The organism is Bordetella ansorpii (assembly GCF_900078315.1).
Classification (GTDB): domain Bacteria; phylum Pseudomonadota; class Gammaproteobacteria; order Burkholderiales; family Burkholderiaceae_B; genus Bordetella; species Bordetella ansorpii.
Genome location: NZ_FKBS01000007.1, coordinates 168,747 through 193,665 on the forward strand (window position 1 = coordinate 168,747; position 24,919 = coordinate 193,665).

The window sequence follows — 24,919 nt, forward strand, 5'->3', positions numbered from 1 at the left end:
GAATGCCACGCCGGCAAGCGGTCCGGATTGGAGCGTCGTGTCGCACGTCGGGTCCAGGTGGGTCCACGCGCGGACGTCCTCGTCGCGCCGGCTCGCGGCCAGCGCGTCCGGGGTACTCAAGGCCCAGACCGGGCCCGGTGCTGCGTGCTCCTGCATCATTGGACGGTGATGTTCTGCTTGCGGATCAACTGGCCCCAGCGCTCGCTTTCGCTGGCGATGAAGTCGCGGAATGTCTCGGGCGAGCCGCCTGCGACTTCTCCGCCCTGCGATTCCACGAGCTTGCGGTAGGCAGGGTCCTGCAAGGCCTTGTTGATGTGCTCGTTGAGCTTCTTCACGATATCGGCAGGCGTGCCGGCCGGCGCGATCACGCCGAACCAGTTCGACATCACCATGCCCGGCAGGCCGAGTTCCTTGAAGGTCGGCACGCCGGGCAGGGCGGGCACGCGTTGCTCGGAACTCACCGCCAGCAGTCGCAGGCGCGGCGCGTCTCCGCTGGCATACGGCATCAGCAGGCTGGGCAGTTCCAGGTACAGGTCGACGTTGCCTGCCATCAGGTCGTTGGACGCGGGGGCGCCGCCGCGATAGGGCACGTGCGTGGCCTGCACGCCGGACAGCGTCTTGAACAGTTCGGTGCCCAGGTGCGAGGCGCTGCCCGCGCCGGTCGAGGCGTAGTTGAACTTGTCCGGATTGGCCTTGGAGGCCTGCTTCACGGTGTCCAGGCTGGTGTAGGGCGATTTGCTGTTCACGCCCAGCACCAACGGGCCCAGTTCGATCAGCGCCACGGGCGCCAGGTCCTTGATGGGATCGAAGTTCAGCGTGTACAGCGACTTGTTCACCGCCATGGGCGCGAAGTTGCCCAAGCCGATGGTATAGCCGTCGGGCTTGGACATGGCGATCTGGCCCGTGCCGATGTTGCCGCTGGCGCCAGGCTTGTTCTCCACCACCACCGGCACGCCCAGCGTGGCGCTCAGGTGCTGGGCCAGTTGGCGTGAACGTGTGTCCGAGCTGCCGCCGGCGGCGTAGGGCACGACGAATTTGATCGGCTGGCTGGGATAGGCGGGTTGCGCGGCGGCGGGCGCTGCGATGGCGGTCAAGCCGGCCAACGCCGTGCCGGCAAGGGTCTTGAGCCCGGTGTGCAGCAGTGTCATGAGATTCCCCATTTGTTGTCGAAAGGCTGAGGGGGATGTTAGGAATCGGCCGATTATGTTGTCCAATACATTATTCTTTCACCATTGATTTGCTGGGAAAAATAATGATCTCGCTGGACAGCAAGCTGTTGGACGTGTTCGCGGTCGTGGCCGAAGAGCTGCACTTCGGCCGTGCGGCGCAGCGCCTGCACATGAGCCAGCCGCCGCTGAGCCAGAGCGTACGACGGCTAGAAGCCTTGCTGGAAGTGAAGTTGCTGGAGCGCACGACACGCTCGGTGCGCCTGACGCCGGCGGGCGCCGAGCTGTACCGGCGCGTGCAGCGCATGCAGGCCGACGCGGACGCCACCGTGCGCGCGGTGCGGCAGGCGGGCAAGGGCGAGGTAGGACGCCTGACCATCGGGTTGACGCCCAGCGCCGCCTACACCGGCGTGCCGCAGGCCATGTTCGCGTTCAGCCAGCGCTATCCCGGCATTGCGCTGTCTCTGCAGGAGATGAACTCCAGCGAGATGCCCGATGCGCTGCATCGACGCAGCCTGGATCTGGCCCTGCTGCGGCCGCCCTTCGCGGATGCCGATCTCGCGCCTGAACGCATCCACACCGAACCGATGGTGCTGGCCGTGCGGCAGGGCCATGCGCTGTCGCGTCGCCGGTCGGTCACGCTGGCGCAGGTGGCCGAACTGGAATTGATCGGCTACTCGCGGGTGAACTCCCGGTACTTCAGCCAGGTGCTGCACCGCATGCTGGCTTCCACGGGCAAGCCCCCGCGCATCGTGCAGGAGAGCATGATTCCCACCATTCTGGCGCTGGTGGAAGCGGGTTTCGGTGCGGCGGTCGTGCCCGCTTCGCTGGCACGCATGCGCAACGATGCGCTGGCCTACGTGGCCATTCGCGGCGCGGACGCGATGCAGGCCGAGCTGCTGGCCGCGCATCATCCCGCCAATCTCAACCCCGCCATCGAGGCGTTTCTGGGGATCCTGCGTGGACGATCCTGATGCTGCACCCGCACGCTTGCTGATCACCTGAGTCGAACGCCCTCTTAACGATTCAGGAATAGGCTGGCTCGCGCGCCTTTCCTACACTCCTTCACACAATCATTAAAAACGCCGAAGGAGACAAACCATGGCGCAAATCCGTCGCTGGCTGTGCGCCGGCGTGTTGTCATTCGCCTGCTCGCAGGCCGCATGGGCCGCGTGGCCCGACAAGCCCATCACCGTGATCGTGCCCGCGTCGCCTGGCGGCACCACCGACATCTCCGCGCGCATCATCTCCGACAAGCTGTCGCAGAAGCTGGGCCAGCAGGTCATCGTCGAGAACAAGGCCGGGGCCGGCGGCATCATCGGCGCGCAGGCGCTGGCGCGCGCCAAGCCCGATGGCTACACGCTCATCATGGGCAACATCGGGCCCAACGCCATCAACTATTCGCTGTACAAGTCGCTGCCGTACAAGCCTGAAGACTTCGCGCCCATCACCACGGTCATCTCGGTGCCCAACATCCTGGTGGTGCACGAGGCCACGCCCGTGAAAACGGTGGCGGAACTCATCGCATTCATCAAGAAGGATCCCGCCGCGGCCACCTTCGGCAGCTCGGGCGCGGGCCAGTCGCCCCACATGTCGGCCGAGCTGTTCAAGCAACGCGCCGGCATCCAGGCCACGCACGTGCCCTACAAGGGGGCGGGGCCCGCGGTGGCGGGCCTGATGGCCCGGCAGTTCACCTTCATGATCGACAACCTGCCCAGTTCGATGGCGTCCATCCAGGGCGGCAAGTTCCGCGCGCTGGCGGTCACCAGCGACAAGCGCGTGCCCGAACTGCCCAATGTGCCGACCATGGCCGAGGCGGGGGTGCCTGACATGGTGGTCACCGCCTGGTTCGGCCTGATGGCGCCGGCGGGCACCCCGAAAGACGTCATCGACAAGATACAGCGCGCTGCCAGCGAAGTGCTGAAAAGCGAGGACGTCATCACCCGCTTCCGCGCGCTGGGCGGCCAGGCGGGCGGTGAATCATCCGCCCAATTCACGGCCTTCGTCGACAGCGAGCGCGCGCGCTGGAAAGACATCGTGGCCAAGTCAGGAGTGGAACTGCAGCAATGATCGACAAGATTCAGCATTCGATTCAAGAGGCGCTGTCCGTGATCCCGGACGGCGCCACGGTGATGATCGGCGGCTTCGGCGATGCCGGCGTGCCCTACGAACTGGTGCACGGCCTGGCGGACCTGGGCCGGCGCGACCTGACCGTCGTGTCCAACAATGCCGGGACCTTCGACAAGGGGATCGCGGCGCTGCTGAACAAGCAGCTGGTGCGCAAGATCATCTGCTCGCATCCGCGCCCGCCCAACGCCGAGGCCTTCGCCCGTGCGTTCCGCGCAGGCGAAGTGCAGCTGGAATGCGTGCCGCAGGGCACGCTGGCCGAGCGGCTGCGCGCTGGCGGCGCGGGCCTCGGGCCGTTCTATACGCCCACCGGCTACGGCACCGAATTGGCCGACGGCAAGGACACGATGATCATCGACGGCGTGGGCTACGTAATGGAGCAGCCGCTGCGTGGCGACTTCGCGCTGATCCGCGCCGATGTGGGCGATCGCTGGGGCAACCTCATGTATCACCAGGCGGCGCGCAATTTCAATCCCGTGATGTGCATGGCGTCCAGGCATGCCATTGCCCAGGTGCGCGAGGTCGTGCCGCTGGGCAGCCTGGTGCCGCAACAGGTGATGACGCAGGGCATCTTCGTGCAATCCGTCGTATGCGTGGAGGCCTGACATGCCTGACATCAAACCCCTGAACCGCCAGCAGATCGCGCAACTGGTCGCCAGCGAGATTCCCGATGGCTCGTACGTGAACCTGGGCATCGGCATGCCAACGCTGGTGGGCGACTACCTGCCCGCCGACCTGGACATCGTGCTGCACAGCGAGAACGGCATCCTGGGCATGGGCCCGGCGCCCGCGCCCGAAGACGCCGATCCCATGCTGATCAACGCCAGCCGCCAGCCCATCACGCTGCTGGACGGCGCGTCCATCACCGAGCACACCGTGTCGTTCGCCATGATGCGCGGCGGCCATCTCGATTACGCGATCCTGGGCGGCTTCCAGGTGGGCGCCAACGGCGACCTGGCCAATTGGAAGACCGACGCGCCCGACGCCATTCCCGCGGTGGGCGGCGCGATGGACCTGGCCGTGGGCGCCAAGCAGGTGCTGGTGATGATGGAGCACCGCGACCGCAACGGCACGCCCAAGATCCTGCCGCGCTGCACCTATCCCATCACGGGCGCGGGCGTGGTCACGTGCGTCTACACCGACCTGGCCGTCATCGACGTCTTGCCCGAGGGCCGCCTGGTGGCGCGCGCCATGGCCGAAGGCGTCACGCGCGATTTCCTGGCGTCCGTCACCGGCGCGCCGCTGGAATTCGCCGAGTCGGTGCGCACCATGTATGTCGGCGCGGATGGCATCGCCTATTTCGATTGAGTCTTTACCCCATAGAACAGGCCCGCGGCGGACACGTACGCGGGCCAACGAGGAGACAAGGATGAACAAGACGATCTGGAAGGCGGCCAGCGCCCTGGCCGTGTGCGCGATGGCGATGGCCCTGCCGGGCACGGCGACCTGGGCGGCGGGCTTTCCCGACAAGCCCGTCACGCTGGTGATTCCCTATCCGCCGGGCGGCAGCGCCGACATGCTGGCACGGCCCCTGTCGGCCGCCTTGCAGGAAAAGTGGGGCCAGCCGGTGGTGCTGGAGTACAAGGCGGGCGCGGGCGGCACCATCGCATCGGCCTATACGGCGCGGGCCAAGCCCGACGGCTATACGCTGCTGATGGTGCTGGCGGCGCACGCCATCAACGACAGCCTGTACAAGCAACTGCCCTACGATACCCGCAAGGACTTCGCGCCGGTGTCGCTGGTGGCCACGCTGCCGCTGTTGGTGGCGGCACCCCTGTCCACGCCGGCCAACAACATGAAGGAACTGATCGAGTACGCGAAGGCCAATCCGGGCAAGCTCAGCTATGCCTCGGCCGGCAACGGCAACACCAGTCACCTGGCCGTCGAGATGTTCAAGAAGACCACCGGCACCAACATGATGCACGTGCCGTACAAGGGCAGCGGGCCGGCAGTGGTGGCCTTGCTGGGCGGCGAGGTCTCGTTGATGTTCGACAGCATTTCCACGTCGTTGCCGCAGGTGAAGTCGGGCAAGCTGAAAGCCCTGGCGGTGACGGGCGAGAAGCGTTCCCCCCTGCTGCCCGATACCCCCACGGTGGCCGAAACGGTGCCGGGATTCGTGGTGAATGGCTGGTATGGGGTGCTGGCGCCCGCGGGGACTCCGCAGGACGTCATCCAGAAGCTCAGCGCCGACATCTCGGCGGCGGCCAGGAAGCCCGAGATCAAGGATCAACTGGCCAGCTATGGCTATGAGGTCGTGGGGTCAACGCCGCAAGCGTTCGGCGCGCACATCGATCACGAATTGAAGGTGTGGAGCGAAGCGGTGAAGTCATCGGGGGCGCAGATCAACTGAGCGCGCCGTATCCGCTTCCTCGGCGGCCCCGCCGCCTGTCATCAGGCGGGCGGGGCCTTCTGCTGCAGGGCGGCTTTCTTCAGCACCAGCACCTCGCTGCGGCCATCCTGCACCACGTCGCCATTCTGGTTCACCATGCGCATGCGCCGGTCGATGGCGCCCACGCGCTGGCTGGTGCCGGCAGAGGTGCCCTCGATGTCCAGCACCAGGTGCAGCGTGTCGCCGATGAAGATCGGTTTCTCGAACTTCCATTCCTTTAGCGACAGCATCGCCACCACGGATTTATGGAAGATGCCCAGCTCGTGCATCATGCCCGTGGCCAATGCGATGCCCAGCGTGCCATGCAGCAGGCGCTGGCCATAGCGTGTGCCGGCGGCGTAGACGCTGTCGGCGTGGATGGGATTCCAGTCGCCCGAGATCATGGAGAACATCGTCAGGTCGGCTTCCGTCAGGGTGCGGCCGCTGCTTTGAAAGCGCTGTCCGACCTGGAAGTCCTCGAAGTACAGGGAAGTCATGGCGTGATGTCCGTGAGCGTTCGACCGTCAGGCCGGGGTTTCCTGTTGCAGGCGCTCCTCGGCCATCTGGCGCAGGCGGGCGCGCTGGATCTTCTCGCCATTGGCGCTGGAGGTGACCGGGAAGGCATCGACGATCCACAGCCTGGCGGGCACCTTGAAGGGCGCCAGGGTGGCCCTGAGCGTGTCCAGCAGCGCCTGGGCCTGGATGTCCTGGCCTGCCTGGGTGTTTCGGCTGCGATCCTGGTGGCGACTGTGCGCGCTGTCCGGTGTCGCGGCCTCGGCGATGACAAACGCCACCGCCCTGGGCTGGCCGTCCAGCGTGATGCCCACGACCTGGGCGTCGTGTACGCCCGGTTGCGAGGTCAGCGCGAACTCGATTTCCGCCGGATCGACCAGGAAGCCGCCCAGGCGCAGGGCATCGCCGATACGGGCCAGATAGACTAAGCTGCCGTCGCCGCGCACGTAGCCCATGTCGCCGGTGCGGAAATAGCCATCCGTGGTCAGCGCGTCGGCCGTTGCCTCGGGGTTGTCCAGGTAGCCGATGAAGTTACCGGGCGCGCGGATCTCGATCTCGCCATGCATGCCGTTTTCGCAGAGCACGCCGGTCTGCTGATCCCGGATGCGCACGTGCGCCTGCACGCCCGCGGCGGGCTGGCCGCCGCCCAGCGCGCGCTCGGCCACGGGCAAGCCCGGATCCTGGATGGAGAACAGGGCCTGCACCTCGCTGGAGCCATACAGGCCGGACATCGGAAAACCGCATCTCTCCAGTTTGGCGGCCAGTTCGACGGAGCCGGGATGGAATGCGGCGAAGCCGAACACGCGGATGTGCGGGAAGGGCCGCTCGCCCTCGACCTCGGCGTGAATGCGCCGCAGCATCTCGTCGCTGCCGTACATGTGCGTGATGCGTTCGTCGCGCAGCAGCCGCGCGGTGCGGCCGGCCTCGAACAGATCCATCATCACGATGGGGGCGCCGGCATGCAGCGCGCCCAGCACGCTGTTCAGGCCGAACACGCCGCACAGGGGCAGCGCGGCCAGCAGGCGGGTATCGGGCTCCGTCAGGCCGAAATGCGTGGCCACGCGCCGGGTGTGGGCCAGCAGCGTGGTGGCGCTGTGCATCACCAGCTTGGGGCCCTTGGTGGTGCCCGAGGTGGTGAACAGGATGACGGGGCGGGTGGGGGCCTCGGCGTCGCCGCCGGTATGCTCGGCGGCCGTGCCGGGTGTGCAGGCCACCGTGGCGCGGCCGGGCATCACGGTCGAGGCGGCGTCTTCCGCATCGACCAGCGCGATGGTTCGCAGCGCGGGCAGCGTATCCGGCTCCACGTCCTTCAACACTGCAGGGAAGTCGATCTTGCGAAAGGAGGGCTGCATGATCAGCATGCTCGCCCCGGAGCGGCTCAGGATGTATTGCAGCTCGGCGCTGCGATAGCGCACGTTGATGGACACCAGCGTGGCGCCCAGGCGGGCCAGGCCGAACAGCAGCGCCAGCCATTCGCGGCGGTTGGGCAGCCACACGGCCACCTTGTCGCCGGGCCTCACGCCTTGCGCGGCCAGCCAGCCCGCCGTGCGGCGGCATAACTGGTCGAACTCGCGATAGCTCAGCGGCCCGGTTTCGTCGGACAGGGCCACGGCATCGGGATGGCGCTCCAGGGCGGGCGCGTACAGATGCGCCAGGCGTGTCGGCTGCGGGGACATCAGTACAGCTCCATCAGGTTCGCATTGCTGGAGAAGTCTTCGGGCACGCCGCTCTTGATCAGCGCGCCGGACTTCATCACGATGACGCGGTCGGAGATCTTCAGCGCCTCGCGCACGTTCTGTTCGACGATCAGGATGGCCATGCCGCGCGATTGCTGCAGGTCGCGGATGGGCGCCATCAGGTCCTGGAACAGCTTGGGCGCCAGGCCGATGGAGGGTTCGTCCAGCAGCAGGCAGCGCGGCTGGCTGAGCAGCGCGCGGCCCAGCGACACCATCTGCTGCTGCCCGCCCGATAAAGTGCCGGCGCGCTGGCCGTAGAACTTGCGCAGCGCGGGCAGCACCTGCATGACCCATTCCAGGCGCTGCGGGTGCTCGGCCTTGGGCACGCCCGCCGACCATAGGCCCAGGCGCATGGTTTCGGCCACGGTCAGGCCCGGGAAGATGCCGCGGCCTTCCGGCACCAGCGAGATGCCGGCGGCGGTCAGGCGGCGCGGCTCGCAGCGCTGCTGCGCCTGGCCGTCCAGCAGGATGGCGCCGCCCGAAGGCGATACCAGGCCGAACAGGGCCTTGAGCAGCGTGGACTTGCCTGCGCCGTTGTGGCCGATCAGGCAAAGCACTTCGTTGGGCATCAGCTGCACGTCCAGGCCGTCCAGCACCGGGCGGCCGCCGTAGCCGACCTGTAGTTGGCGGGCTTCCAGGATGGGGGCGCTCATGATCGCTCTCCGAAGTAGATCGCCGCCAGCTTGGGATCCTGCAGAATCTGTTGCGGGTCGCCGCAGGCCAGCAGGCGTCCCTGGTCGAGGAAGGCCAGGCGGTCGGACAACTGGTTGACCAGGTCGAGGTTGTGCTCGATCACGCAAATGGTCACGCCACGGCTGGCGTAGTCGCGCAGCAGCGCGATGAAGCGCGCGAACGAGCGCGGATCGAGTCCGGATGCCGGCTCGTCCAGCAGCCACAGCGTGGCGTCGCCCGCCATGATGCGGGCCAGGCTCAGGAATTTGCGCTCGGCATAGGCCAGGTCGGCGGCGCGTTCATGGCGCTTGTCCCACAGGCCGGCCTCGTTCAGCACGGCTTCGATGCGCACACGGTCGGCCCGCCGTTGCCACAGCCAACTGCCGCGCTCGATGACGGTGGTGACGTTCTCCAGCACGCTCATCTGGCTGAACAGCCGCAGGTCCTGGAAGGTGCGGCCCACGCCGCGGCGGGCGATCTGCCACGGCGCCTGGCCCGCCAGTGGTTCGCCCCGCCACAGAATGGCGCCGCTGCTGGGCGTCAGGTGGCCCGTCACCATGTTGAACAGGGTGGTCTTGCCGGCGCCGTTGGGGCCGACCAGCGTGGTGATCTGGCCGCCGGGAAGATCGAGCGAGACGTCGCTGATGGCCTGCAGGCCGCCGAAGTTCTTGCTGAGGTTGCTGATGCGCAGCAGCACTTCGCCATCGCGCGGCGGGGGGGCGGAAGGCGGCTGTGCATGCTGGGAGGCCGGCCCGTTCATCTGGCGGCTCCCAGCTTGCGTCCGCCCACCAGGCCGCCTGGGCGATACATCATCAGCAGCACCATGATGGCGCCGTAGATGATCTGTTGCAGCGTGCCCAACTCTTGGGGCGGCAGGAAAGGCAGGTAGGTCAGCGCCGCCGGCAGGGCCATCAGCAGCGCCGCGCCGATGATGGGGCCCAGCACCGTGCCGGTGCCGCCGATGATGACCATGGCCATCAGCAGGATCGAGGTCTCCAGCATGAAGCCCTCGATGTTGACGAAGCTCATGTAGAACGCGTAGATGCTGCCCGCGACCGCGGCCAGCCCGGCCGAGACCGCCACGGACAGGGCCTTGATGGCCGCGACCCACTTGCCCGCCGCCTGCGCGGCCGACTCGCTGTCGCGAATGGCCATCAGGCTGCGGCCGAAACTGCCGCGCAGCAGTGCCGTGGTGACGAGCAGCACCAGTATCAGCCCGCCCACGGCCAGGGCCAGGAACTCGCCCGGCGTGGACAACGCATGCCCGAAGACCGTGGGCGGCGGAATGCCGACCAGGCCGCCCAGGCCGCCGGTGACGCCCTTCCATTCGGAAAAGATCGTGACCCCGATGACCTGCAGCCCCAGCGAGGCTGCGACGAAGTACTCGCCGCGCACGCGCAGCGCGGGCAGGGCCAGCGCCATGGACAGCAGCGCGGACACCAGGATGGCGGCCGCCACGCAGATCCACAACGAATCGGTGAAGTGCAGGGCGACGTTGGCGGCCACGTAGGCGCCGACGCCGAAGAAGATGGCATGGGCCAGCGAGAAGATGCCCGCGTAGCCCATGATGAAGTTCAGCGTGACGGCCAGCATGGCGTTCACGCAGAACAGGATGGCGATGTTTTGCAGGTAGGCCAGCATGTGTCGGCTCTCCAGTGTGCGGCCGTGGGCCTACGACGCCACCGCGCGGCCGAACAGGCCGCCGGGACGGAACAGGATGAACAGGAACAGCAGCACGAAGGTGACGGCCTCGCTCCATTGCGGATCGATCCACGCCAGCGACAGGTTCTCGGCCAGGCCCAGCAACAGGCCCGCCAGCGCCGCGCCCCGCAGGCTGCCGACGCCGCCCACGATGGTGGCGGCGATGCTGATCAGCATGACGTGATGCCCCATCGACGGGCTGAGGCCCGAGGTGGCCGCCGTGAGGATCGCGGCGGGCACCGTCAGCAGCGAGCCGATCAGGAATACGTACTGCGACAGCCGGCGCGGCGTCAGGCCATACGCGCGCACCAGGGCCGCGTTCTCGCCCAGCGCGCGCATGGCCAGGCCCAGGTTGGTGTGCGTCAGCAGCCAGTGCACCAGGCCGAAGGCCAGCAGCGCGCAGCCCACCGCCACCGCCGCCATCGGCGCGACGTACAGCCCGCCCGCCACTTCCACGCTTTTGCTCAGCGGCGAAGGCACGGTCACCAGGCCGCGGCCGAAGCCGATGGCAATCAGGTTCTGCACCACGATGGCCAGCCCGAACGAGGCGACGAACAGGGTGAAGAACGCGCCTTCGTGGCGTTGGATCACGGCATAGACCCAGCGGTCGACCAGCACGCCGAACAAGGCGGCCGCCACGCCCGCCAGGACAACCGCCGCTGGCCAGGGCCAGCCCAGCACGGCGTTCAGTTCGTAGAACACGAAGCCGGCCAGGGTGAAGGTGGCGCCATGCGCCACGTGGAAGACGCGGGTCGTGCCGAAGATCAGCGAGAACCCGGCCGCGATCAGGGCATACAGGGCGCCGGTCTGTATGCCGTTGACGAGCAGTTGCGCGAGCAGCATGACGATCCGCGGATCAGTTGGCGACGTCGGCGATGGGCTTGGCCCCGTTCTCGACGATCTCGTTCAGTTGCATCGGCGCCTTCACGGTGCCGTTGGCGGCGAAGGAGACCGTGGATCCGACGAAATCGAACGACGGCGTGGCCTTGCGCTGCGCCAGCAGGTTCTCGCCGGTGATGGGCTTGCCGGCCTTTTCGAGCGCGGCGGCCAGGATGCCGAAGGTGCGCACGGCGTTGTAATAGTTGACGACGTAGGGGTTGGGTTCCTTGCCGCCGTTGAGCTTCCTGTAGTCGTCGCGCATGCGGCGCGTGATGTTGTCCTGCTTGTCCCAGTCGACCTTCTGGCTGGAGAAGATGGCGCCGCGCGCCTCGGGCAGGGCCTGCGTGGACGGGATGGCGAACGCCGAATAGCTGACGATCTGCTGCGACACGCCGTTGTCGCGCAATTGCTTGATGATCTGCCCCTGCTGGCTGCCGTACGACGCGATGTAGACGGCGTCGGGCTTCAGGTCGCGCACGCGCGCGGCGATGCCGGAGAACTGCTGCGCGGTGGCGGGCACCGAAAAGCTGCCGGCCAGTTCGCCACCCACCGTCTTCAGCGCGCCGCCCAGTTCCTTCAGGATGGCCTGGCCCAGCGGATCGTCGACGTAGACCAGGGCATAGCGCTTGAGGTTGCGCTGTTGCGCCAGGTAGGGAATGGCAGCCCGGACTTCGTCGTTGGCCAGCGCGATGGTGTTCCAGAAGTAGTCGCCCAGTTCGGCCAGGTCGGGCCCGACGCCGCCGCCATTGACCATGACGATCTTCGCGCGCGTGCCGACCGGCGCGATGGCCTTGGACACGCCCGTGAAGGCGCTGAGCACGAACGGCACCTTGGTGACGTTGACCAGCTTGTTCATGCCGATGACGCCCTGCATGGGCAGGGCCTGGCTGTCCTCGTAGACGATGGACAGCTTGCCCGACAGCATCTTGTCCTCGTTGATGTGCCGCACGGCAAGATCGGCGCCCGAACTGAAGGTCTGGCCGTATTCGGCGTTGGTGCCGCTCATGGGGAACAGGCCCCCGATGACGACGTCCGCCGCGGACGCGGGCAGGCTTACGGCGATCCCCTGGCACACGGCCAGCAGGGCAAGCAGTCGCTTCATGGTGTGTCTCCGTCCTTTTTATGGTGTCGTTCTTGCTGCATGTGCCGCCTGCCGGGCGGCGTCGGGGGATGTGGTTCGGGCAAGGCTCCTGGTCAGGCGGACGGCGTCTTGGCCGGCACGGTCTTGCCGAGCACGTCGCGCAGCACTTCCTCGGTGTGCTGGCCCAGGGTGGGCGGCGCCATGCGGTAGGTGACGGGCGAGGCCGAGAAGCGCATCGGGCTGGCCGTGGTGGGCGCCACGCCGCCCAGCGGGTGCGGGATGTCGCGGCGCAATTGCCGAGCCTGCGCCTGAGGATGCGCGAAGGCCTGGGCGATGTCGTTGATGGGGCCGCAGGGCACGCCCACGGCTTCGAGCCTGGCGATCCAGTCGTCGCGCTTGCCCGTGAGCATGATGCCGGACAGCCGGCCGATCAGTTCCTTGCGGTTCGTGACGCGTAGCCGGTTAGTGGCGTAGCGCGGATCGGTGCCCAGCTCGGGTGCGCCGATGGCGGTGCAATACGCGCGGTACTGCGAGTCGTTGCCGATGGCGACGATGAGATGGCCGTCCGACGAGGCGAAGACCTGGTACGGCACCACGTTCTGGTGCGCATTGCCCGCGCGGACGGGCGCCACGCCGGAGGTGAAGTAGTTGGAGTTCTGATTGGCCAGCATCGCCACGTGGCAGTCCAGCAGGGCGATGTCCAGTTGCTGGCCCTGGCCGCTGCGGTGCCGTTCCTGCAGGGCGGCCAGGATGGCCACCGTGGCGTACATGCCGGTGACGATGTCGGTGACAGCCACGCCGGCCTTCTGCGGACCGCCGCCCGGCAGGTCGTCGCGTTCGCCCGTGATGCTCATCAGGCCGCCCATGCCCTGGATCATGAAGTCGTAGCCGGGACGGCTGGCCCAGGGGCCGTCCTGCCCGAAGCCGGTGATGGAGCAATAGATGAGACGGGGGTTGATCTCGCGCAGGCTGGCGTAGTCCAGGCCGTATTTCGCCAGGCCGCCCACCTTGAAGTTCTCGACCAGGATGTCGCTGACGGCGGCCAGTTCGCGGATGAGCGCGGCGCCTTCCGCAGTGGCCATGTCGGCTTCGACCGAGCGCTTGTTGCGGTTGGCGCTGAGGTAGTAGGCCGCCTCGTGCGTGTCCTGGCCGTTGCCGTCCTTCAGGTAGGGCGGACCCCAGCCGCGCGTGTCGTCGCCCACGCCGGGGCGCTCGATCTTGATGACGTCGGCGCCCAGGTCGGCCAGGTTCTGCGTGCACCAGGGGCCGGCCAGGATGCGCGACAGGTCCAGCACCCGGATGCCGTCCAGTGCAGCGGGGCGGGTCATGCGGATACCGTCGCGGTGCCGTGGCTGATGACCACGACGTTGCGTTCGACGGCGCGCACCCGATACTGGATGCGGTCTTCGGTGCGCCACATGTCGCATTGCAGCGTTTCGCCGGGGAACACGGGCGACGAGAAGCGTGCGTTCAGGCTGGTCAGGCGATCGGCGTCGTAGTCGCACCAGGTGCGCACGATGGCATGCGCGGCCACGCCGTAGGTGCACAGGCCGTGCAGGATGGGGCGCTCGAAGCCTGCCTTGCGCGCGACCTGCGGATCGGCGTGCAGCGGGTTGGGATCGGCGTTCAGGCGATACAGCAGCGCGGCGTTGGGCGCCACCTGCAACGTGCAACTGCGGTCGGGCTCGGCGTCGGGCGTGGCGGGCAGCGCCTCGGGCGGTGCGTCGCCCTGGCCGAAGCCGCCGTCGCCGCGGCAGAAGGTGCTTTGCTGCAGCGTGGCCAGCAGTTTGCCGCCTTCATCGTGCAGCGTGCGTTCGCTGACGACGATGGCGCCCTTGCCGGCGCCCTTGTCCACCACGTGCGACACACGGGTCTTGCCCACGACGGTACCGCTGGCCGGCAGGGGGGCATGCATTGTCAGGCGTTGTTCGCCATGCACCACGCGGACCCAGTCGATGCCGGTGCGAGGATCGCGCACCCAGAAGCCCGGGAAGCCCAGCACCACGCTCATCGTGGGAAAGGCTCGCAGGGTTTTCTCTTCATACACGTAGGGCAACTGGCGTTCGTCCATGGGGTCGTACCCCAATCCGATGCCCAGCGCGTACAGCATGGTGTCTTTTTCTTCGTAGCGCTGGACGACGTCGTCGAAGGGCCAGGACTTCACGGTTTGATAATCGAGCGTCATGGGGCGTCCCTCCTCAGATGGGATCCCAGTCGATGACGTCGGGCGAGCGTTCCAGCGCGTAGAAGTGCTTGCGCATGGCGGGAATCGCGATCTCGCCGATGAGCTCGGGCGTCCAGCCTTCGCTGTAGTGCACCGTGCGCAGCGGACGCGGCTGGCTCATCAGCATGATCTCGTTGGCGCGCACCGCGAAGATCTGCGCGGTGACGGCGCTGGCCTGGTCGCTGACCAGGTACACGGCCAGGGGCGCGACCTTGTTGGCTTCCATCTTCTTCAGCTTTTCGACGCGGGCCTTCTCGGCGTCGGTCTCGGCCGGGATGGAGCTGGTCATGCGGCTCCAGGCAAAAGGCGCGATGCAGTTCGAGCGCACGTTGTAGCGCGCCATGTCCAGCGCGATGGACTTGGACAGCGCCACGATGCCCAGCTTGGCGGCCGAGTAGTTGGCCTGGCCGAAATTGCCGATGAGGCCCGAGGTGGACGTCATGTGCACCAGCGAGCCGGACTCCTGTTCGCGGAAGAACGACGCGGCGGCGCGGCTCATGTAGAAGCTGCCGTTCAGGTGCACGTCGAGCACCTGGCGCCATTCTTCCTCGCTCATCTTGTGGAAGACGCGGTCGCGCAGGTTGCCGGCGTTGTTGACGACGGCGTCGATGCGGCCGAAGGCATCCACGGCGGTGCGGATGACAGCGTTGGCGCTTTCGTACGAGGCCACGCTGTCGGTGCTGGCGACGGCCTGGCCGCCCGCGTCGATGATCTCTTGCACCACCGCTTCGGCGGGGCCTTTCGCGCCGCCTTCGCCCGTGAGCGAGACGCCGATGTCGTTGACCACCACCTTCGCACCCGCCTGGGCCATGGCCAGCGCGACGCCCCGGCCGATGCCGCCGCCCGCGCCCGTGACCACCACCACCTTGCCCGCAACCATGCCGCTCATTGAATGTCTCCTATGCTGCGTCGCACACAGGCTTGCGTGCGCGCCGCGTGATGAATGGGTCGCAGGTGCCGTATGGCCTGCGATTGACCCTCATGGTAGATTTCAAGGGCCCTAGAGCAGTATTCAAAATTAAAAATGCCCCCCTTCTGCGTGGTGGAACATGAGACATGACTTGACTGATCTGCGTCTTTTCCTGAATGTGGGGGAGACGCTCAACCTGACACGCGCGGCCGAGCGCACGTTCCTTTCCCTGCCCGCTGCAAGCGCCCGCATCAAGCACATGGAAGAAGCCTTCAAGGCCCGCCTGCTGGTGCGCATGGCCACGGGCGTGGCCCTGACGCCCGTGGGCGAAGTGCTGCTCAAGCACGCCAACGCGGTGTTCCGCCAGCTGGAATGCCTGAATGCCGATCTGCAACCGTATGCGTCGGGTGTCAAAGGCAAGCTGCGCCTGCTGGCCAACACCACGGCCACGAATTCGTTCCTGGCCGATGCGCTGTCGACTTTTCTTGCGGAAAACCCTGACGTCGACGTCGAGCTCGAAGAAAAGATCTCGGGCGACATCGTCATCGCGGTGCGCGCGGGCGCGGGCGACCTGGGCCTGGTGGCGGGCAACATCGACGTCAGCGGGCTGGACGTGACGCCGCTGTTCCGCGATGAACTGACCGTGGTCACCGCGCTGGATCATCCGCTGGCCGGCAACGACACCGTGCAGTTTCTCGATCTGCTGGACACCTACCAGTTCGTCGGCATCCATCCCAACAGCGCGATCCAGACCTTCCTGGAAGACATTGCCAGCGGCCTGGGCAAGCGCATCTGCCAGCGCGTGCACGTGGGCAGCTTCGAGGCCGTGTGCCGCATGGTCGAGGCGGGCGCCGGCATCGCGGTGGTGCCGCGCGCGTGCGTGGCGCGCTACAGCCGTTTCGACAAGCTTCGCGTCATTCGCCTGGAAGATTCCTGGGCGATGCGCGACCGCCTGCTGTGCCGTCAGCGGGGCCGCGATCTGCCGCGCTTTGCCGAAAGCTTCATCGAACACGTGCAGCGCGCGGCCGCGGGCTGACGCGCTGCCTGCCCCGCCCTGGCGCGCGCCTTTGGCGTGGAAGGGGGGCTTTCGCAAATGTGTATCGGCAGGTTGCCGTGCCTGGGCAAATAATAAAAAAGCACAACAAGCACACCGGAGACATGCCGTGATAGACCTGCAACGCCGCCGCGCCACCGCGGCGCTGGGCGCCGCGTGCGCCGCCGCCTTGTTACCTGCCTGGGCTCGCGCAGCAAGCGCCTGGCCGACCCATGCCGTGAACTTCACCGTGCCGTTTCCGCCAGGCGGTCCGGTCGACACCACCGCACGCTTCACCACACAGCCGCTGGGCCAGATCTGGTCGCAGCCTACGGTGGTCGACAACCGCTCGGGCGCGGGCGGCATCGTGGGCGCACAATACGTGGCCAAGGCGGAGCCCGACGGCTACAGCTTCCTGTTCGCCTCCATCCATCACGCCGTGCTGCCCAGCCTGCGCGGGAACCTCAGCTACGACATCGTCAAGGATTTCGAACCCGTCGGCATGGCCGCGGTGTTTCCCATCGTGTTGGTGGTGCATCCTTCGCTGCCGGTCAACAACATCGGCGAACTCATCGCCTATGCGAAAACCAGGCCCGGCAGCCTGTCGTTCAGTTCGTCGGGCACGGGCGGCGGCACGCACCTGGCGGGCGAATTGTTCAACAGCATGGCGGGGGTGAAGATCCAGCATGTACCGTATCGCGGCAGCGCGCCGGCCATGCAGGATCTGCTGGGCGGCCAGGTGCAGATGATGTTCGCCGATGGCCCGTCCGCCGTGCCGCATTTGAAGGCGGGCAAGGTGCGCGCGCTGGGGGTGGGCAACCCGCAGCGCTCCAGCCTGTTTCCCGAAATACCGACCATATCCGAGTCCGGCCTGCCAGGCTACGAAGCCTATTCCTGGACCGGCGTGATGGCGCCCAAGGGCGTACCGAAGGACGTCATCGCCAAGCTGAACCAGGACATGGTGAAGGTGTTGTCCGACCCCGGTACGGCCAAGGCCATGCTGGCCGCGGGCGCCGAACCCAAGCCGGGCTCGCCCGCCGAATTTCGCGAGTTCCTGAACAATGAGATCGCGAAGTGGCGCGACGTCATTCGCAAGGCCAACATCAAGCTGGATTGATATCGCATGGGTTATCACGCAGCAGTGCGTGGTCAACCCATTGTCTACCCATGCGCGCAAGCGCTCCTTCGGCGCCTTGCCATCAGGCCAAGCCTTGCACGCCAGCCTTCAGTGGCGCGGCAGGGGCCGTGCCGCTGATGACATGATGGTCATGCCGCCCGCGCCAGCAGCGCCTCGCGCGCATGGAGATACTCCTGCTCCAGTTGCTCCACCAGCATCTCGACCGACAGCAGCTCCTGCGCCGAGCCCACGCCCTGGCCCGCGCTCCAGATGTCTTTCCAGGCCTTGGCGCGCGACGTGCTGTCCAGGTTGGGCGAGGCGGCGGGGCCGCTGGCGGGCAGCAATGCCGGATCCAGTCCGGCCGCCCGCACGCTCTCGGAAAGATAGTTGGCCGGCACGCCCGAGAAATACGGGGTGTACACGACGTCGGCCGCCTGCGACTGCAGCACCATCTCGCGATAGCCGTCGCTGGCCAATGATTCCTCGGTGGCAATGAAACGGGTGCCCATGTAGGCGTAGTCACAGCCCAGGGCCTGCGCGGCCAGAATGTCCTTGCCGTGGCTGATGCAGCCCGACAGCACCAGCGGGCCGTCGTAGAACGCGCGGATCTCGTTGACCAGCGCGATGGGATTGAGCTGCCCCGCATGCCCGCCCGCGCCCGCGGCCACCAGGATCAGGCCATCGACGCCAGCCGCCAGGGCACGCTTGGCGTGCTTGACGTTGGTGACGTCATGGAACACGACACCGCCATGCGGCTGCATGCGTCTGACCACTTCGTCGGGCGCGTGCAGCGACGTCACGATGAACGGCACGCGGCGTTCCGCGCAGATGGCCAGGTCACCCTGCCAGCGCGCGTTGCTGGGATGCACGATGAGGTTCACGCCGTAGGGCGCCACGGTTGCCTGGGGACGCGCCTGGCGGTGCGTCGCCAGGCCGTCCTCGATGCGGCTGATCCATTGATGCAGTTGTTCCTGCGGCCGCGCGTTCAATGACGGAAACGTGCCGACGATGCCGGCCGCGCACTGGGCCACGACCAGGTCGGGCCCGGAAACCAGGAACATCGGCGCGCCGATCACCGGCAGCCGAGTCGGAGCAAGCAGAGAGTTCGGCGCGCGCATGGTTGCCTCCGTGCAGGGTCAGTTCGCCTGGATGTTGGCGCTTTTGACGACGTCCGCCCACATCGCGTATTCCTTGTCGATGCGGGCTTGCAGCGCCTTCGAGTCGCCGGTGTTGATGGTGTAGCCGCCTTCGGTCATCGCCTTGCGGAAGGCCGGATCCTGCGACACGGCGTTCAACGCCTTCGTCAGCCTGGCCTGAACGTCCTTGGGCAGTTCGCGAGGACCGACCAGCGCATACCAGCCGACCACCTCGTAGTCCTTCAGGCCGGCCTCGATCATGGTGGGCACGTCGGGCAGCTCGGGATTGCGCGTTTTGGAGGTGACCGCCAGCGCGCGCGCCTTGCCGCTCTTGATGAAGGGAATGGCGGTGCTGGTGATGTCGAACATGAAGGTGACCTTGCCGCTGACCACGTCCATCATGGCGGGGGAGTTGCCGCGGTACGGCACGTGCAGCATGGGCACGCCCGCCTGCTTCTTCAGCAGCTCGGCCGACAGGTGGTTGGAGGCGCCCACGCCGGCCGAGCCGAACGATACGCCGTCGGGGTGCTTGCGTGCATAGTCGACCAGCTCGCCCACCGATTTGGCGGGGACTTGCGGACCCAGCAACAGCACGTTGGTGTAGTCGACCACCAGGCCGATCAGCGAGAAGTCCTTGCGCGGATCGAACAGCGTGCTGCGCTGGACCAGCGGCGACATGGTCAGCGTGGGGCTGGCCGCGAAGCCCAGCATGTAGCCGTCAGGGGTGGCCTTGGCGGTGGCGTCGGAAGCGATCATGCCGCTGGCGCCGGCACGGTTTTCCACCACGACGGTCTGGCCGAGCTGGTCGCCCAGGTATTTCGCGAACACGCGGGCGGTGGTGTCCACCGGGCCGCCCGGCGCGTAGCCGACCAGCAGCCGGATGGGCCGGTCGGGGTAGGTGGATTGTGCGCTGGCGCCGCAGCCAGCGGCCAGCGCCGACGCGGCCAGCGCGGCGGTAACGAAGGTCTTGAAGTTCACGCCATGTCTCCTGTTGTCGAGCCGGTCGTGGAACGGACCCTGGGGGGCACGTGCCTACGCCAGCCTTTCTTTCAGCGGCTGCTTGAGGATCTTGCCGCTGACGGTGGTGGGAATCGAATCGATGGGAATGATGCGAGCGGGCCGCTTGTACGGCGCCAATTGGGTGCGCAGGTGTTCCATGAGGCGCGGGGTGTCGACCCGCGCGCCGGGCAGGGGCTCGACGAAGGCGACGACCTCTTCGTTGCCGTCCGCCTCGGGCCTGCCCACGACGGCGGACAGACGCACGCCGGGAAAGGCGTTGATGACGGACTCGACCTCGATGGGATAGACGTTGAAGCCCGAGCGGATGATCAGGTCTTTCGAGCGGCCGGCGATGAACAGCGCGCCGCCCGCGTCCAGGTAACCGATGTCGCCGGTGTCGAGCCAGCCACCGGGCAGCAAGGTGCGCGCGGTCTGTTCGGGATCGCGGTAGTAGCCGAGCATGACGCCCGGCCCGCGAATGAGGATGTTGCCGCGTTCGCCCTGCGCGGGCGCGGTGGCGTCGGGCCGACCCAGGCGCATCTGCACGCCTTCGACGGCCCGGCCCACGGCGCTGTCGGCGCGGGGGTGGTCGATGTCGGTGATGAACATCGAGCCCGCGTACTCGGTGATGCCGTAGCCGTGGTGCATGGGCTGGCCGAAATAGCGTTCGGCGTCGCGCTTGAGCGTGGGATCCAGCGCGGCGCCGCCCGTGTAGAGGTAGCGCAGGGCTGGCGCGCGCAGCGTGTCGCGCGGCGGCGCCGAGGCCAGCATGCGGCTGAACATGGTAGGCACGCCCTGCAGGATGCTGACGCCCGGTTCGGCCAGCGCGGCGAAGGCGTCGGCGGGATCGAAGCGGCTGCGCAGCACCAGGCTGGCGCCGGCATGCAGCGTGGCCATCAGCACCGTGGCGATGCCGAAGATGTGCGACAGGGGCAGGGCGGCGTAGCCGATGTCGCGGGGGGCCAGCCTGCGCGATGCCGCCGAGATGCCGGCGAAGTGCAGCAGCCCGCGATGCGGCACCATCACGCCCTTGGGCGCGCCGGTGGTGCCCGAGGTGTAGATGACGGTGGCGACTTCCGCGGCCAGCGGCCCGGTCTCGGGCTCGGTGGGCGCACTGGCCACGGCCATGCGCAGGCCCGGTCCCCAGACCTCGGGATCGGCATCCTGGGCCTCGGCATCGTCCGCATGCCCTTGCGCCGCGCCCGAGATGCCGCTGGTGTACAGCGACAGCGCGGGCTGCGCATGGGCGCGGATGGCGGCGATCTCGCGCGGGCTGAGCCGTGCATTCACCCCCACCGGCCATGCGCCGACGATGCCGCAGGCGAACATCGACACGAGCATCGCCCGGCAGTTTTCGCCCACCATGAGCACACGGTGGCCGGGTCGTACGCCCTGGCCAGCCAACCATTGCGCGGCGTGCCGCACCTGCTGCCACAGTTGGCCATAGGTGACGGTGCCGCCGCCTTCTTCGTACAGGCAGACGGCGTCGGGACGCGCGCCGGCCTGATGGGCCAGTACGTCATGGATGCGGGTGGCGTGCGCTTGCGGCATGGGTAGGGCGTCTGGGGTGAAAGTTCGGGAGGCAAGGGCCAGGATCCAGCGTGCGTCCAGTGTGGCGAAAGCATCCTCACTTCGGCCATTCTTCATTGCTGAGGGAGGGCTTTTGTCCGCCCGTAGAGTCGCCAGGCCCTTTATCCACATGGAAGGCGGCCCTCGGCAGAGGCAGATTGCTAGGCGGGTGCGAGCCGTGGCTAGATACCGGCAAAGGAGGTGGACCATGGATCTGAACTGGACGCCGCAAGAGCGTCGTTTCCGCGAAGAGGTGCGGGCCTTTGCCACGGACAGGCTGCCCGCCGACATCCGCGACAAGGTGCTGAAGCACCGCCGTCTCGAACGGGACGACTACGTGCGCTGGCACAACGTGCTGGCCGACCAGGGCTGGGGGGCGCCGAACTGGCCCGCCGAACATGGCGGCACGGGCTGGAGCCCCATGCAGCGCCTGATCTTCGAGGTCGAGTGCTTCAAGGCCGGCGCGCCGCGCCTGCTGCCGTTCGGCCTCAGCATGATCGGCCCCGTGCTGATGAAATACGGCAGCCCCGCGCAGCAGGCGGAACTGCTGCCGCGCATCATCCGCGTGCAAGACTGGTGGTGCCAGGGGTATTCCGAACCGGGCTCGGGGTCCGACCTCGCGTCGCTCGCCACGCGTGCGGTCCGCGACGGCGACGTCTACGTGGTCAATGGGCAGAAGACCTGGACGACCCTGGCGCAGTACGCCGATCGCATGTTCTGCCTGGTGCGCACCGATCCCGAGGCCCGCGCGCAGCGCGGCATCTCGATGCTGTTGCTGGACATGCACGCGCCCGGCGTCACCGTGCGGCCCATCCGCACGCTCGACGGCGGACACGACGTCAACGAGGTCTGGCTGCAGGACGTACGCGTGCCGGTGGCCAATCTGGTGGGGGAAGAGAACCTGGGCTGGACCTACGCCAAGTACCTGTTGGGGCACGAGCGCACCACCATCGCGGGCCTGGGCCATTGCCATCGTGAGCTGTCCATCCTGAAGGACATGGCCGCGCAGGCTCGGGTGCGCGGGCGGCCGCTGTTGCAGGACAGCCGTTTCCGCGACCGCATCACCCGCATCGAGGTCGACATCATGGCGCTCGAGATGCTGCTGCTGCGCGTGGCGGCCGACACCGGCGGCGTGCCCGGGCCCGAGGCCTCGGTGCTGAAGATCCGCGGCTCCGAGATCCAGCAGGACCTGGCCATGCTGCAGATGGAAGTGGCCGGTCCCGATGCCTGGCCCTACGACCCCGAATGGATGTTGGCCGACGCCGATTTCCATGGCCCGGGGCCCGAGATGGCGGCGGCGGCCGGCGCGGGGTATGCCGACATGCGCAAGACCTCCATCTATGGCGGCACGACCGAAGTACAGAAAGGCATCATCGCCCGCATGGTGCTGGGGTTGTAGGGCCGCCTGCCTGTGGAACTGCCGCGCGGGGTGATGACGCCGAGCGGGCCTGCATGACGATGCCCCCGCGGCGCTGACGGCGGCCTCCGGCCGCCAAGACGAGGATCATGATGGATTTCCAATATTCCGAAGAACAACGCATGCTGGCCGACAGCCTGCGCCGCCTGGTCGGACAGGACTGGAGCTTTCCCGCCCGCCGTGCGCGGCAGGCGGCCGGCACGCTGGATGGCCAGGCCTGGAATGCCCTGGCCGAACTCGGCGTGCTGGGCCTGACGATTCCACAGGAGCACGGCGGATTCGGCGAGGTGCCGGCCAGCCTGCTGCCCGTCCATCTGGAACTGGGCCGGGGGCTGGTGTCCGAGCCCGTCATTCCCAGCGCCGTCATGGCGGCGGCGCTGCTCGATGCCTGCCGCGATGCGGTCCGGGCGCGCTGGCTGCCCGGTATCGCCAGCGGAGAAATCATCGCCACCGTGGCTTATCAAGAGCCGGGCCGGCGGTACGACGCCGCGCCACGGGATTGCCGCGCCACGCGTGCCGCCGATGGCTGGCGGCTGGATGGCGCCAAGCACCTGGTCTGGCACGGCGCGGCCGCCACGCATAGTCTGATCAGCGCGCGTGACGAGTCCGGTCAGGCTGCCCTGTTCGCCATGCCGGCGGATACCGCGGGCGTGCGCGTGACCGACACGCCCACGCTGGACGGCGCCCGCTGCGCCCGGCTGGATCTCGATGATGTGCGCCTGCCGCCCGATGCCTTGCTGGTGCAGGGCGAGGCCGCGTCGGCGGCCTTGCTCCGAGCCATCGAATGGGGCACGGCCGCGCTGTGCGCGCATGCGGCCGGCGCCATGGAGCGCCTGCTGGACATCACGGTCGACTATCTCAAGACGCGCAAGCAGTTCGGCCAGGCATTGGCGTCGTTCCAGGCCTTGCAGCACCGCATGGCGGAAATGCTGGTCGCCCGCGAACTGGGGCTATCCATGGCCTATGTGGCGGTGGCGGCGCTCAGCGAACCCGATGCCGTGCAGCGCGGCCGCATGCTGGCCAGCGCCAAGCTCGAAGCCGCGCGTACGGGCAGGCTGGTGGCCCAACTGGCCGTGCAACTGCACGGCGGCATGGGCATGACGGACGAACTCGAGGTCGGCGACTATTTCAAGCGCCTGACCATGGTGGATCAACTGCTGGGCGACACCGCCGAACAATTGGCCGTACTCGAGGCCCTGCCATGAGCCCACGGCGGATGCGCACGCCGCATCGTTTCACGCGCCAGACCCTCCCCACCCGCAGGAAACCCGGATGAACCACGCGACGCAGGCGGCGGCCTATACGCAAATCGAATTCACGCTCGACGAGGGCGTGGGCCGGATCGTGCTCAACCGGCCCGACCGGATGAACAGCTTCACCGAGGTGATGCACCAGGAGCTGGCGCGCGCGCTCGACACGCTGGAAGCCTTCGACGGCCTGCGCGGCCTGATCCTGACGGGCGCGGGGCGGGGCTTCTGCGCCGGCCAGGACCTGGGCGAGCGCAAGCCCGCCGAGGACGGCTCGCGCCGCGACCTCAGCCTGGCGCTGCTCAAGTACTACCGGCCGCTGGTGATGCGCCTGCGCGCCTTGCCGGTGCCGGTGGTCTGCCTGATGAACGGCGTGGCGGCCGGCGCGGGCGCCAGCCTGGTGCTGGCCTGCGACGTGGTCTACGCGGTCGAGTCGGCGCGTTTCGTGCAGGCGTTCAACAAGATCGGACTGATCCCCGACGCGGGCGGCACGTGGTTCCTGCCGCGCCTGGTGGGCACGGGCCGGGCATTGGGGATGACCCTGTTCGGCGAACCGCTGTCGGCGCGGCAGGCCGAGGCCTGGGGGCTGGTCTGGAAGGTGGTGCCCGACGATAACCGGGCCGATACCCTGGCCGAGATCCACGCCACCCTGGCCAACGGACCCACCCGAGCCTACGGCGCGGCCAAGCAGGCTCTGCACGCTGCGGGGGGCAATACGCTCGAACAGCACTTCGAGCTCGAAGCCCGCCTGCAGCGTGAGTTGGGCTACACGGACGACTACCTGGAAGGCATGCACGCCTTCGCCCAGAAGCGCGCGCCCACGTTCAAGGGACACTAGCCAGACGGCATCGGGCCCTGTTTTCCACCGGCATTTTCCCGAGGGAGCAGAATCATGTGCGGGCTGTTGCGGCCCAGGATTTTGGCTTCCTCAAACCCCACCTTGAGCAAAAACGAATTCACAAGGCATCAGGGGTACTGCATCCTGCACCAGTGAGACACAGGGCATTTTCACTGCGGCAGGGCC

General features: G+C 67.6%; 24 protein-coding genes. 10 read left to right on the top strand and 14 right to left on the bottom strand.

Annotated elements, in window-relative coordinates:
* Nucleotides 1-155: 155 nt before the first annotated feature.
* Entirely contained in the window at nucleotides 156-1,148 is a 993-nt protein-coding gene (locus A7W11_RS03200; RefSeq protein WP_066407914.1) for a Bug family tripartite tricarboxylate transporter substrate binding protein, read from the bottom strand.
* A 104-nt stretch (nucleotides 1,149-1,252) separates the two neighbouring features.
* Between A7W11_RS03200 and A7W11_RS03205 the strand changes: the two genes are divergently transcribed.
* The 5 genes from A7W11_RS03205 to A7W11_RS03225 all read left to right on the top strand — a co-directional run bounded on the left by A7W11_RS03205 (nucleotide 1,253) and on the right by A7W11_RS03225 (nucleotide 5,643).
* Nucleotides 1,253-2,140 carry a LysR family transcriptional regulator gene (locus A7W11_RS03205; protein WP_066407919.1) on the top strand — a complete coding sequence of 296 codons (888 nt, stop codon included), beginning with the start codon at nucleotides 1,253-1,255 and terminating at the stop codon, nucleotides 2,138-2,140.
* A 127-nt stretch (nucleotides 2,141-2,267) separates the two neighbouring features.
* Nucleotides 2,268-3,236 carry a Bug family tripartite tricarboxylate transporter substrate binding protein gene (locus tag A7W11_RS03210; RefSeq protein ID WP_066407924.1) on the top strand — a complete coding sequence of 323 codons (969 nt, stop codon included), beginning with the start codon at nucleotides 2,268-2,270 and terminating at the stop codon, nucleotides 3,234-3,236.
* Nucleotides 3,233-3,898: a 3-oxoacid CoA-transferase subunit A gene (locus tag A7W11_RS03215; protein WP_066407926.1), complete on the top strand. Its 666-nt coding sequence runs from the start codon at nucleotides 3,233-3,235 to the stop codon at nucleotides 3,896-3,898. Before A7W11_RS03210 ends, A7W11_RS03215 begins: the two co-directional genes overlap by 4 nt.
* A gap of 1 nt (nucleotide 3,899) precedes the next feature.
* Nucleotides 3,900-4,601 carry a 3-oxoacid CoA-transferase subunit B gene (locus A7W11_RS03220; RefSeq protein ID WP_066407932.1) on the top strand — a complete coding sequence of 234 codons (702 nt, stop codon included), beginning with the start codon at nucleotides 3,900-3,902 and terminating at the stop codon, nucleotides 4,599-4,601.
* 109 nt (nucleotides 4,602-4,710) lie between these two features.
* Nucleotides 4,711-5,643, top strand: a complete 933-nt coding sequence (locus A7W11_RS03225; protein ID WP_235816796.1) for a tripartite tricarboxylate transporter substrate binding protein — start codon at nucleotides 4,711-4,713, stop codon at nucleotides 5,641-5,643.
* A 41-nt stretch (nucleotides 5,644-5,684) separates the two neighbouring features.
* Here A7W11_RS03225 and A7W11_RS03230 read toward each other — a convergent pair whose 3' ends face one another.
* The 10 genes from A7W11_RS03230 to A7W11_RS03275 form a co-directional block, all read right to left on the bottom strand.
* Complete coding sequence (locus A7W11_RS03230) at nucleotides 5,685-6,158, bottom strand: MaoC/PaaZ C-terminal domain-containing protein (RefSeq protein WP_066407944.1); 474 nt, start codon at nucleotides 6,156-6,158, stop codon at nucleotides 5,685-5,687.
* Between the two features lie 27 nt (nucleotides 6,159-6,185).
* On the bottom strand, nucleotides 6,186-7,850 hold the full coding sequence (locus A7W11_RS03235) for an AMP-binding protein (RefSeq protein ID WP_066407947.1): 1,665 nt from the start codon (nucleotides 7,848-7,850) through the stop codon (nucleotides 6,186-6,188).
* On the bottom strand, nucleotides 7,850-8,563 hold the full coding sequence (locus tag A7W11_RS03240) for an ABC transporter ATP-binding protein (protein WP_066407950.1): 714 nt from the start codon (nucleotides 8,561-8,563) through the stop codon (nucleotides 7,850-7,852). Before A7W11_RS03240 ends, A7W11_RS03235 begins: the two co-directional genes overlap by 1 nt.
* Nucleotides 8,560-9,342 (bottom strand): ABC transporter ATP-binding protein, encoded by a 783-nt coding sequence (locus A7W11_RS03245; protein WP_066407953.1) that lies wholly within the window; start codon nucleotides 9,340-9,342, stop codon nucleotides 8,560-8,562. Before A7W11_RS03245 ends, A7W11_RS03240 begins: the two co-directional genes overlap by 4 nt.
* A complete protein-coding gene (locus tag A7W11_RS03250; protein WP_066407955.1) occupies nucleotides 9,339-10,223 on the bottom strand; it encodes a branched-chain amino acid ABC transporter permease in 885 nt (294 codons plus the stop codon). The genes A7W11_RS03245 and A7W11_RS03250 overlap by 4 nt, the downstream gene beginning before the upstream one ends.
* Before the next feature lie 30 nt (nucleotides 10,224-10,253).
* Nucleotides 10,254-11,126, bottom strand: coding sequence for a branched-chain amino acid ABC transporter permease (locus A7W11_RS03255; RefSeq protein ID WP_066407957.1), 873 nt, complete (start codon nucleotides 11,124-11,126; stop codon nucleotides 10,254-10,256).
* Nucleotides 11,127-11,139: 13 nt separating this feature from the next.
* Nucleotides 11,140-12,264: an ABC transporter substrate-binding protein gene (locus A7W11_RS03260; RefSeq protein WP_066407959.1), complete on the bottom strand. Its 1,125-nt coding sequence runs from the start codon at nucleotides 12,262-12,264 to the stop codon at nucleotides 11,140-11,142.
* Between the two features lie 92 nt (nucleotides 12,265-12,356).
* The gene (locus A7W11_RS03265; RefSeq protein ID WP_066407961.1) at nucleotides 12,357-13,571 is read right to left on the bottom strand and encodes a CaiB/BaiF CoA transferase family protein; all 1,215 of its coding nucleotides are present in this window, start codon (nucleotides 13,569-13,571) and stop codon (nucleotides 12,357-12,359) included.
* Nucleotides 13,568-14,428, bottom strand: coding sequence for a MaoC/PaaZ C-terminal domain-containing protein (locus tag A7W11_RS03270; RefSeq protein ID WP_066407964.1), 861 nt, complete (start codon nucleotides 14,426-14,428; stop codon nucleotides 13,568-13,570). Before A7W11_RS03270 ends, A7W11_RS03265 begins: the two co-directional genes overlap by 4 nt.
* A 13-nt stretch (nucleotides 14,429-14,441) precedes the next feature.
* The gene (locus A7W11_RS03275; protein WP_066407967.1) at nucleotides 14,442-15,356 is read right to left on the bottom strand and encodes an SDR family NAD(P)-dependent oxidoreductase; all 915 of its coding nucleotides are present in this window, start codon (nucleotides 15,354-15,356) and stop codon (nucleotides 14,442-14,444) included.
* 160 nt (nucleotides 15,357-15,516) lie between these two features.
* Here A7W11_RS03275 and A7W11_RS03280 point away from each other — a divergent pair, with 160 nt between their 5' ends.
* Both A7W11_RS03280 and A7W11_RS03285 read left to right on the top strand, forming a co-directional pair.
* Nucleotides 15,517-16,413, top strand: coding sequence for a LysR family transcriptional regulator (locus tag A7W11_RS03280; protein ID WP_066407969.1), 897 nt, complete (start codon nucleotides 15,517-15,519; stop codon nucleotides 16,411-16,413).
* A 127-nt stretch (nucleotides 16,414-16,540) separates the two neighbouring features.
* A complete protein-coding gene (locus A7W11_RS03285) occupies nucleotides 16,541-17,527 on the top strand; it encodes a Bug family tripartite tricarboxylate transporter substrate binding protein (RefSeq protein ID WP_066407971.1) in 987 nt (328 codons plus the stop codon).
* 149 nt (nucleotides 17,528-17,676) lie between these two features.
* Here A7W11_RS03285 and A7W11_RS03290 read toward each other — a convergent pair whose 3' ends face one another.
* From A7W11_RS03290 to A7W11_RS03300, 3 genes are read right to left on the bottom strand one after another with little or no spacing between them, the layout of a single operon-like run.
* On the bottom strand, nucleotides 17,677-18,645 hold the full coding sequence (locus A7W11_RS03290) for an NAD(P)H-dependent flavin oxidoreductase (protein WP_066407974.1): 969 nt from the start codon (nucleotides 18,643-18,645) through the stop codon (nucleotides 17,677-17,679).
* Between the two features lie 18 nt (nucleotides 18,646-18,663).
* Nucleotides 18,664-19,641 carry a Bug family tripartite tricarboxylate transporter substrate binding protein gene (locus A7W11_RS03295; protein WP_066407977.1) on the bottom strand — a complete coding sequence of 326 codons (978 nt, stop codon included), beginning with the start codon at nucleotides 19,639-19,641 and terminating at the stop codon, nucleotides 18,664-18,666.
* A gap of 54 nt (nucleotides 19,642-19,695) precedes the next feature.
* Nucleotides 19,696-21,213: a class I adenylate-forming enzyme family protein gene (locus A7W11_RS03300; RefSeq protein ID WP_066407979.1), complete on the bottom strand. Its 1,518-nt coding sequence runs from the start codon at nucleotides 21,211-21,213 to the stop codon at nucleotides 19,696-19,698.
* Between the two features lie 226 nt (nucleotides 21,214-21,439).
* Here A7W11_RS03300 and A7W11_RS03305 point away from each other — a divergent pair, with 226 nt between their 5' ends.
* The 3 genes from A7W11_RS03305 to A7W11_RS03315 all read left to right on the top strand — a co-directional run bounded on the left by A7W11_RS03305 (nucleotide 21,440) and on the right by A7W11_RS03315 (nucleotide 24,733).
* Complete coding sequence (locus A7W11_RS03305; protein ID WP_066407980.1) at nucleotides 21,440-22,630, top strand: acyl-CoA dehydrogenase family protein; 1,191 nt, start codon at nucleotides 21,440-21,442, stop codon at nucleotides 22,628-22,630.
* Between the two features lie 110 nt (nucleotides 22,631-22,740).
* Nucleotides 22,741-23,853 (top strand): acyl-CoA dehydrogenase family protein, encoded by a 1,113-nt coding sequence (locus A7W11_RS03310; protein ID WP_066407983.1) that lies wholly within the window; start codon nucleotides 22,741-22,743, stop codon nucleotides 23,851-23,853.
* A gap of 67 nt (nucleotides 23,854-23,920) precedes the next feature.
* Nucleotides 23,921-24,733: an enoyl-CoA hydratase-related protein gene (locus A7W11_RS03315; protein WP_066407986.1), complete on the top strand. Its 813-nt coding sequence runs from the start codon at nucleotides 23,921-23,923 to the stop codon at nucleotides 24,731-24,733.
* Nucleotides 24,734-24,919 lie beyond the last annotated feature (186 nt).

Excerpts from the sequence above, each read along its gene's own strand:
- A7W11_RS03300 (WP_066407979.1), bottom strand. The coding sequence starts at position 21,213 with ATGCCGCAAGCGCACGCCACCCGCATCCATGACGTACTGGCCCATCAG.
- A7W11_RS03210 (WP_066407924.1), top strand. The coding sequence starts at position 2,268 with ATGGCGCAAATCCGTCGCTGGCTGTGCGCCGGCGTGTTGTCATTCGCC.
- A7W11_RS03260 (WP_066407959.1), bottom strand. The coding sequence starts at position 12,264 with ATGAAGCGACTGCTTGCCCTGCTGGCCGTGTGCCAGGGGATCGCCGTA.
- A7W11_RS03225 (WP_235816796.1), top strand. The coding sequence starts at position 4,711 with ATGGCGATGGCCCTGCCGGGCACGGCGACCTGGGCGGCGGGCTTTCCC.
- A7W11_RS03315 (WP_066407986.1), top strand. The coding sequence starts at position 23,921 with ATGAACCACGCGACGCAGGCGGCGGCCTATACGCAAATCGAATTCACG.
- A7W11_RS03310 (WP_066407983.1), top strand. The coding sequence starts at position 22,741 with ATGGATTTCCAATATTCCGAAGAACAACGCATGCTGGCCGACAGCCTG.
- A7W11_RS03235 (WP_066407947.1), bottom strand. The coding sequence starts at position 7,850 with ATGTCCCCGCAGCCGACACGCCTGGCGCATCTGTACGCGCCCGCCCTG.
- A7W11_RS03205 (WP_066407919.1), top strand. The coding sequence starts at position 1,253 with ATGATCTCGCTGGACAGCAAGCTGTTGGACGTGTTCGCGGTCGTGGCC.
- A7W11_RS03270 (WP_066407964.1), bottom strand. The coding sequence starts at position 14,428 with ATGACGCTCGATTATCAAACCGTGAAGTCCTGGCCCTTCGACGACGTC.
- A7W11_RS03255 (WP_066407957.1), bottom strand. The coding sequence starts at position 11,126 with ATGCTGCTCGCGCAACTGCTCGTCAACGGCATACAGACCGGCGCCCTG.
- A7W11_RS03200 (WP_066407914.1), bottom strand. The coding sequence starts at position 1,148 with ATGACACTGCTGCACACCGGGCTCAAGACCCTTGCCGGCACGGCGTTG.
- A7W11_RS03265 (WP_066407961.1), bottom strand. The coding sequence starts at position 13,571 with ATGACCCGCCCCGCTGCACTGGACGGCATCCGGGTGCTGGACCTGTCG.
- A7W11_RS03240 (WP_066407950.1), bottom strand. The coding sequence starts at position 8,563 with ATGAGCGCCCCCATCCTGGAAGCCCGCCAACTACAGGTCGGCTACGGC.
- A7W11_RS03215 (WP_066407926.1), top strand. The coding sequence starts at position 3,233 with ATGATCGACAAGATTCAGCATTCGATTCAAGAGGCGCTGTCCGTGATC.
- A7W11_RS03305 (WP_066407980.1), top strand. The coding sequence starts at position 21,440 with ATGGATCTGAACTGGACGCCGCAAGAGCGTCGTTTCCGCGAAGAGGTG.
- A7W11_RS03250 (WP_066407955.1), bottom strand. The coding sequence starts at position 10,223 with ATGCTGGCCTACCTGCAAAACATCGCCATCCTGTTCTGCGTGAACGCC.
- A7W11_RS03230 (WP_066407944.1), bottom strand. The coding sequence starts at position 6,158 with ATGACTTCCCTGTACTTCGAGGACTTCCAGGTCGGACAGCGCTTTCAA.
- A7W11_RS03245 (WP_066407953.1), bottom strand. The coding sequence starts at position 9,342 with ATGAACGGGCCGGCCTCCCAGCATGCACAGCCGCCTTCCGCCCCCCCG.
- A7W11_RS03290 (WP_066407974.1), bottom strand. The coding sequence starts at position 18,645 with ATGCGCGCGCCGAACTCTCTGCTTGCTCCGACTCGGCTGCCGGTGATC.
- A7W11_RS03280 (WP_066407969.1), top strand. The coding sequence starts at position 15,517 with ATGAGACATGACTTGACTGATCTGCGTCTTTTCCTGAATGTGGGGGAG.
- A7W11_RS03220 (WP_066407932.1), top strand. The coding sequence starts at position 3,900 with ATGCCTGACATCAAACCCCTGAACCGCCAGCAGATCGCGCAACTGGTC.
- A7W11_RS03275 (WP_066407967.1), bottom strand. The coding sequence starts at position 15,356 with ATGAGCGGCATGGTTGCGGGCAAGGTGGTGGTGGTCACGGGCGCGGGC.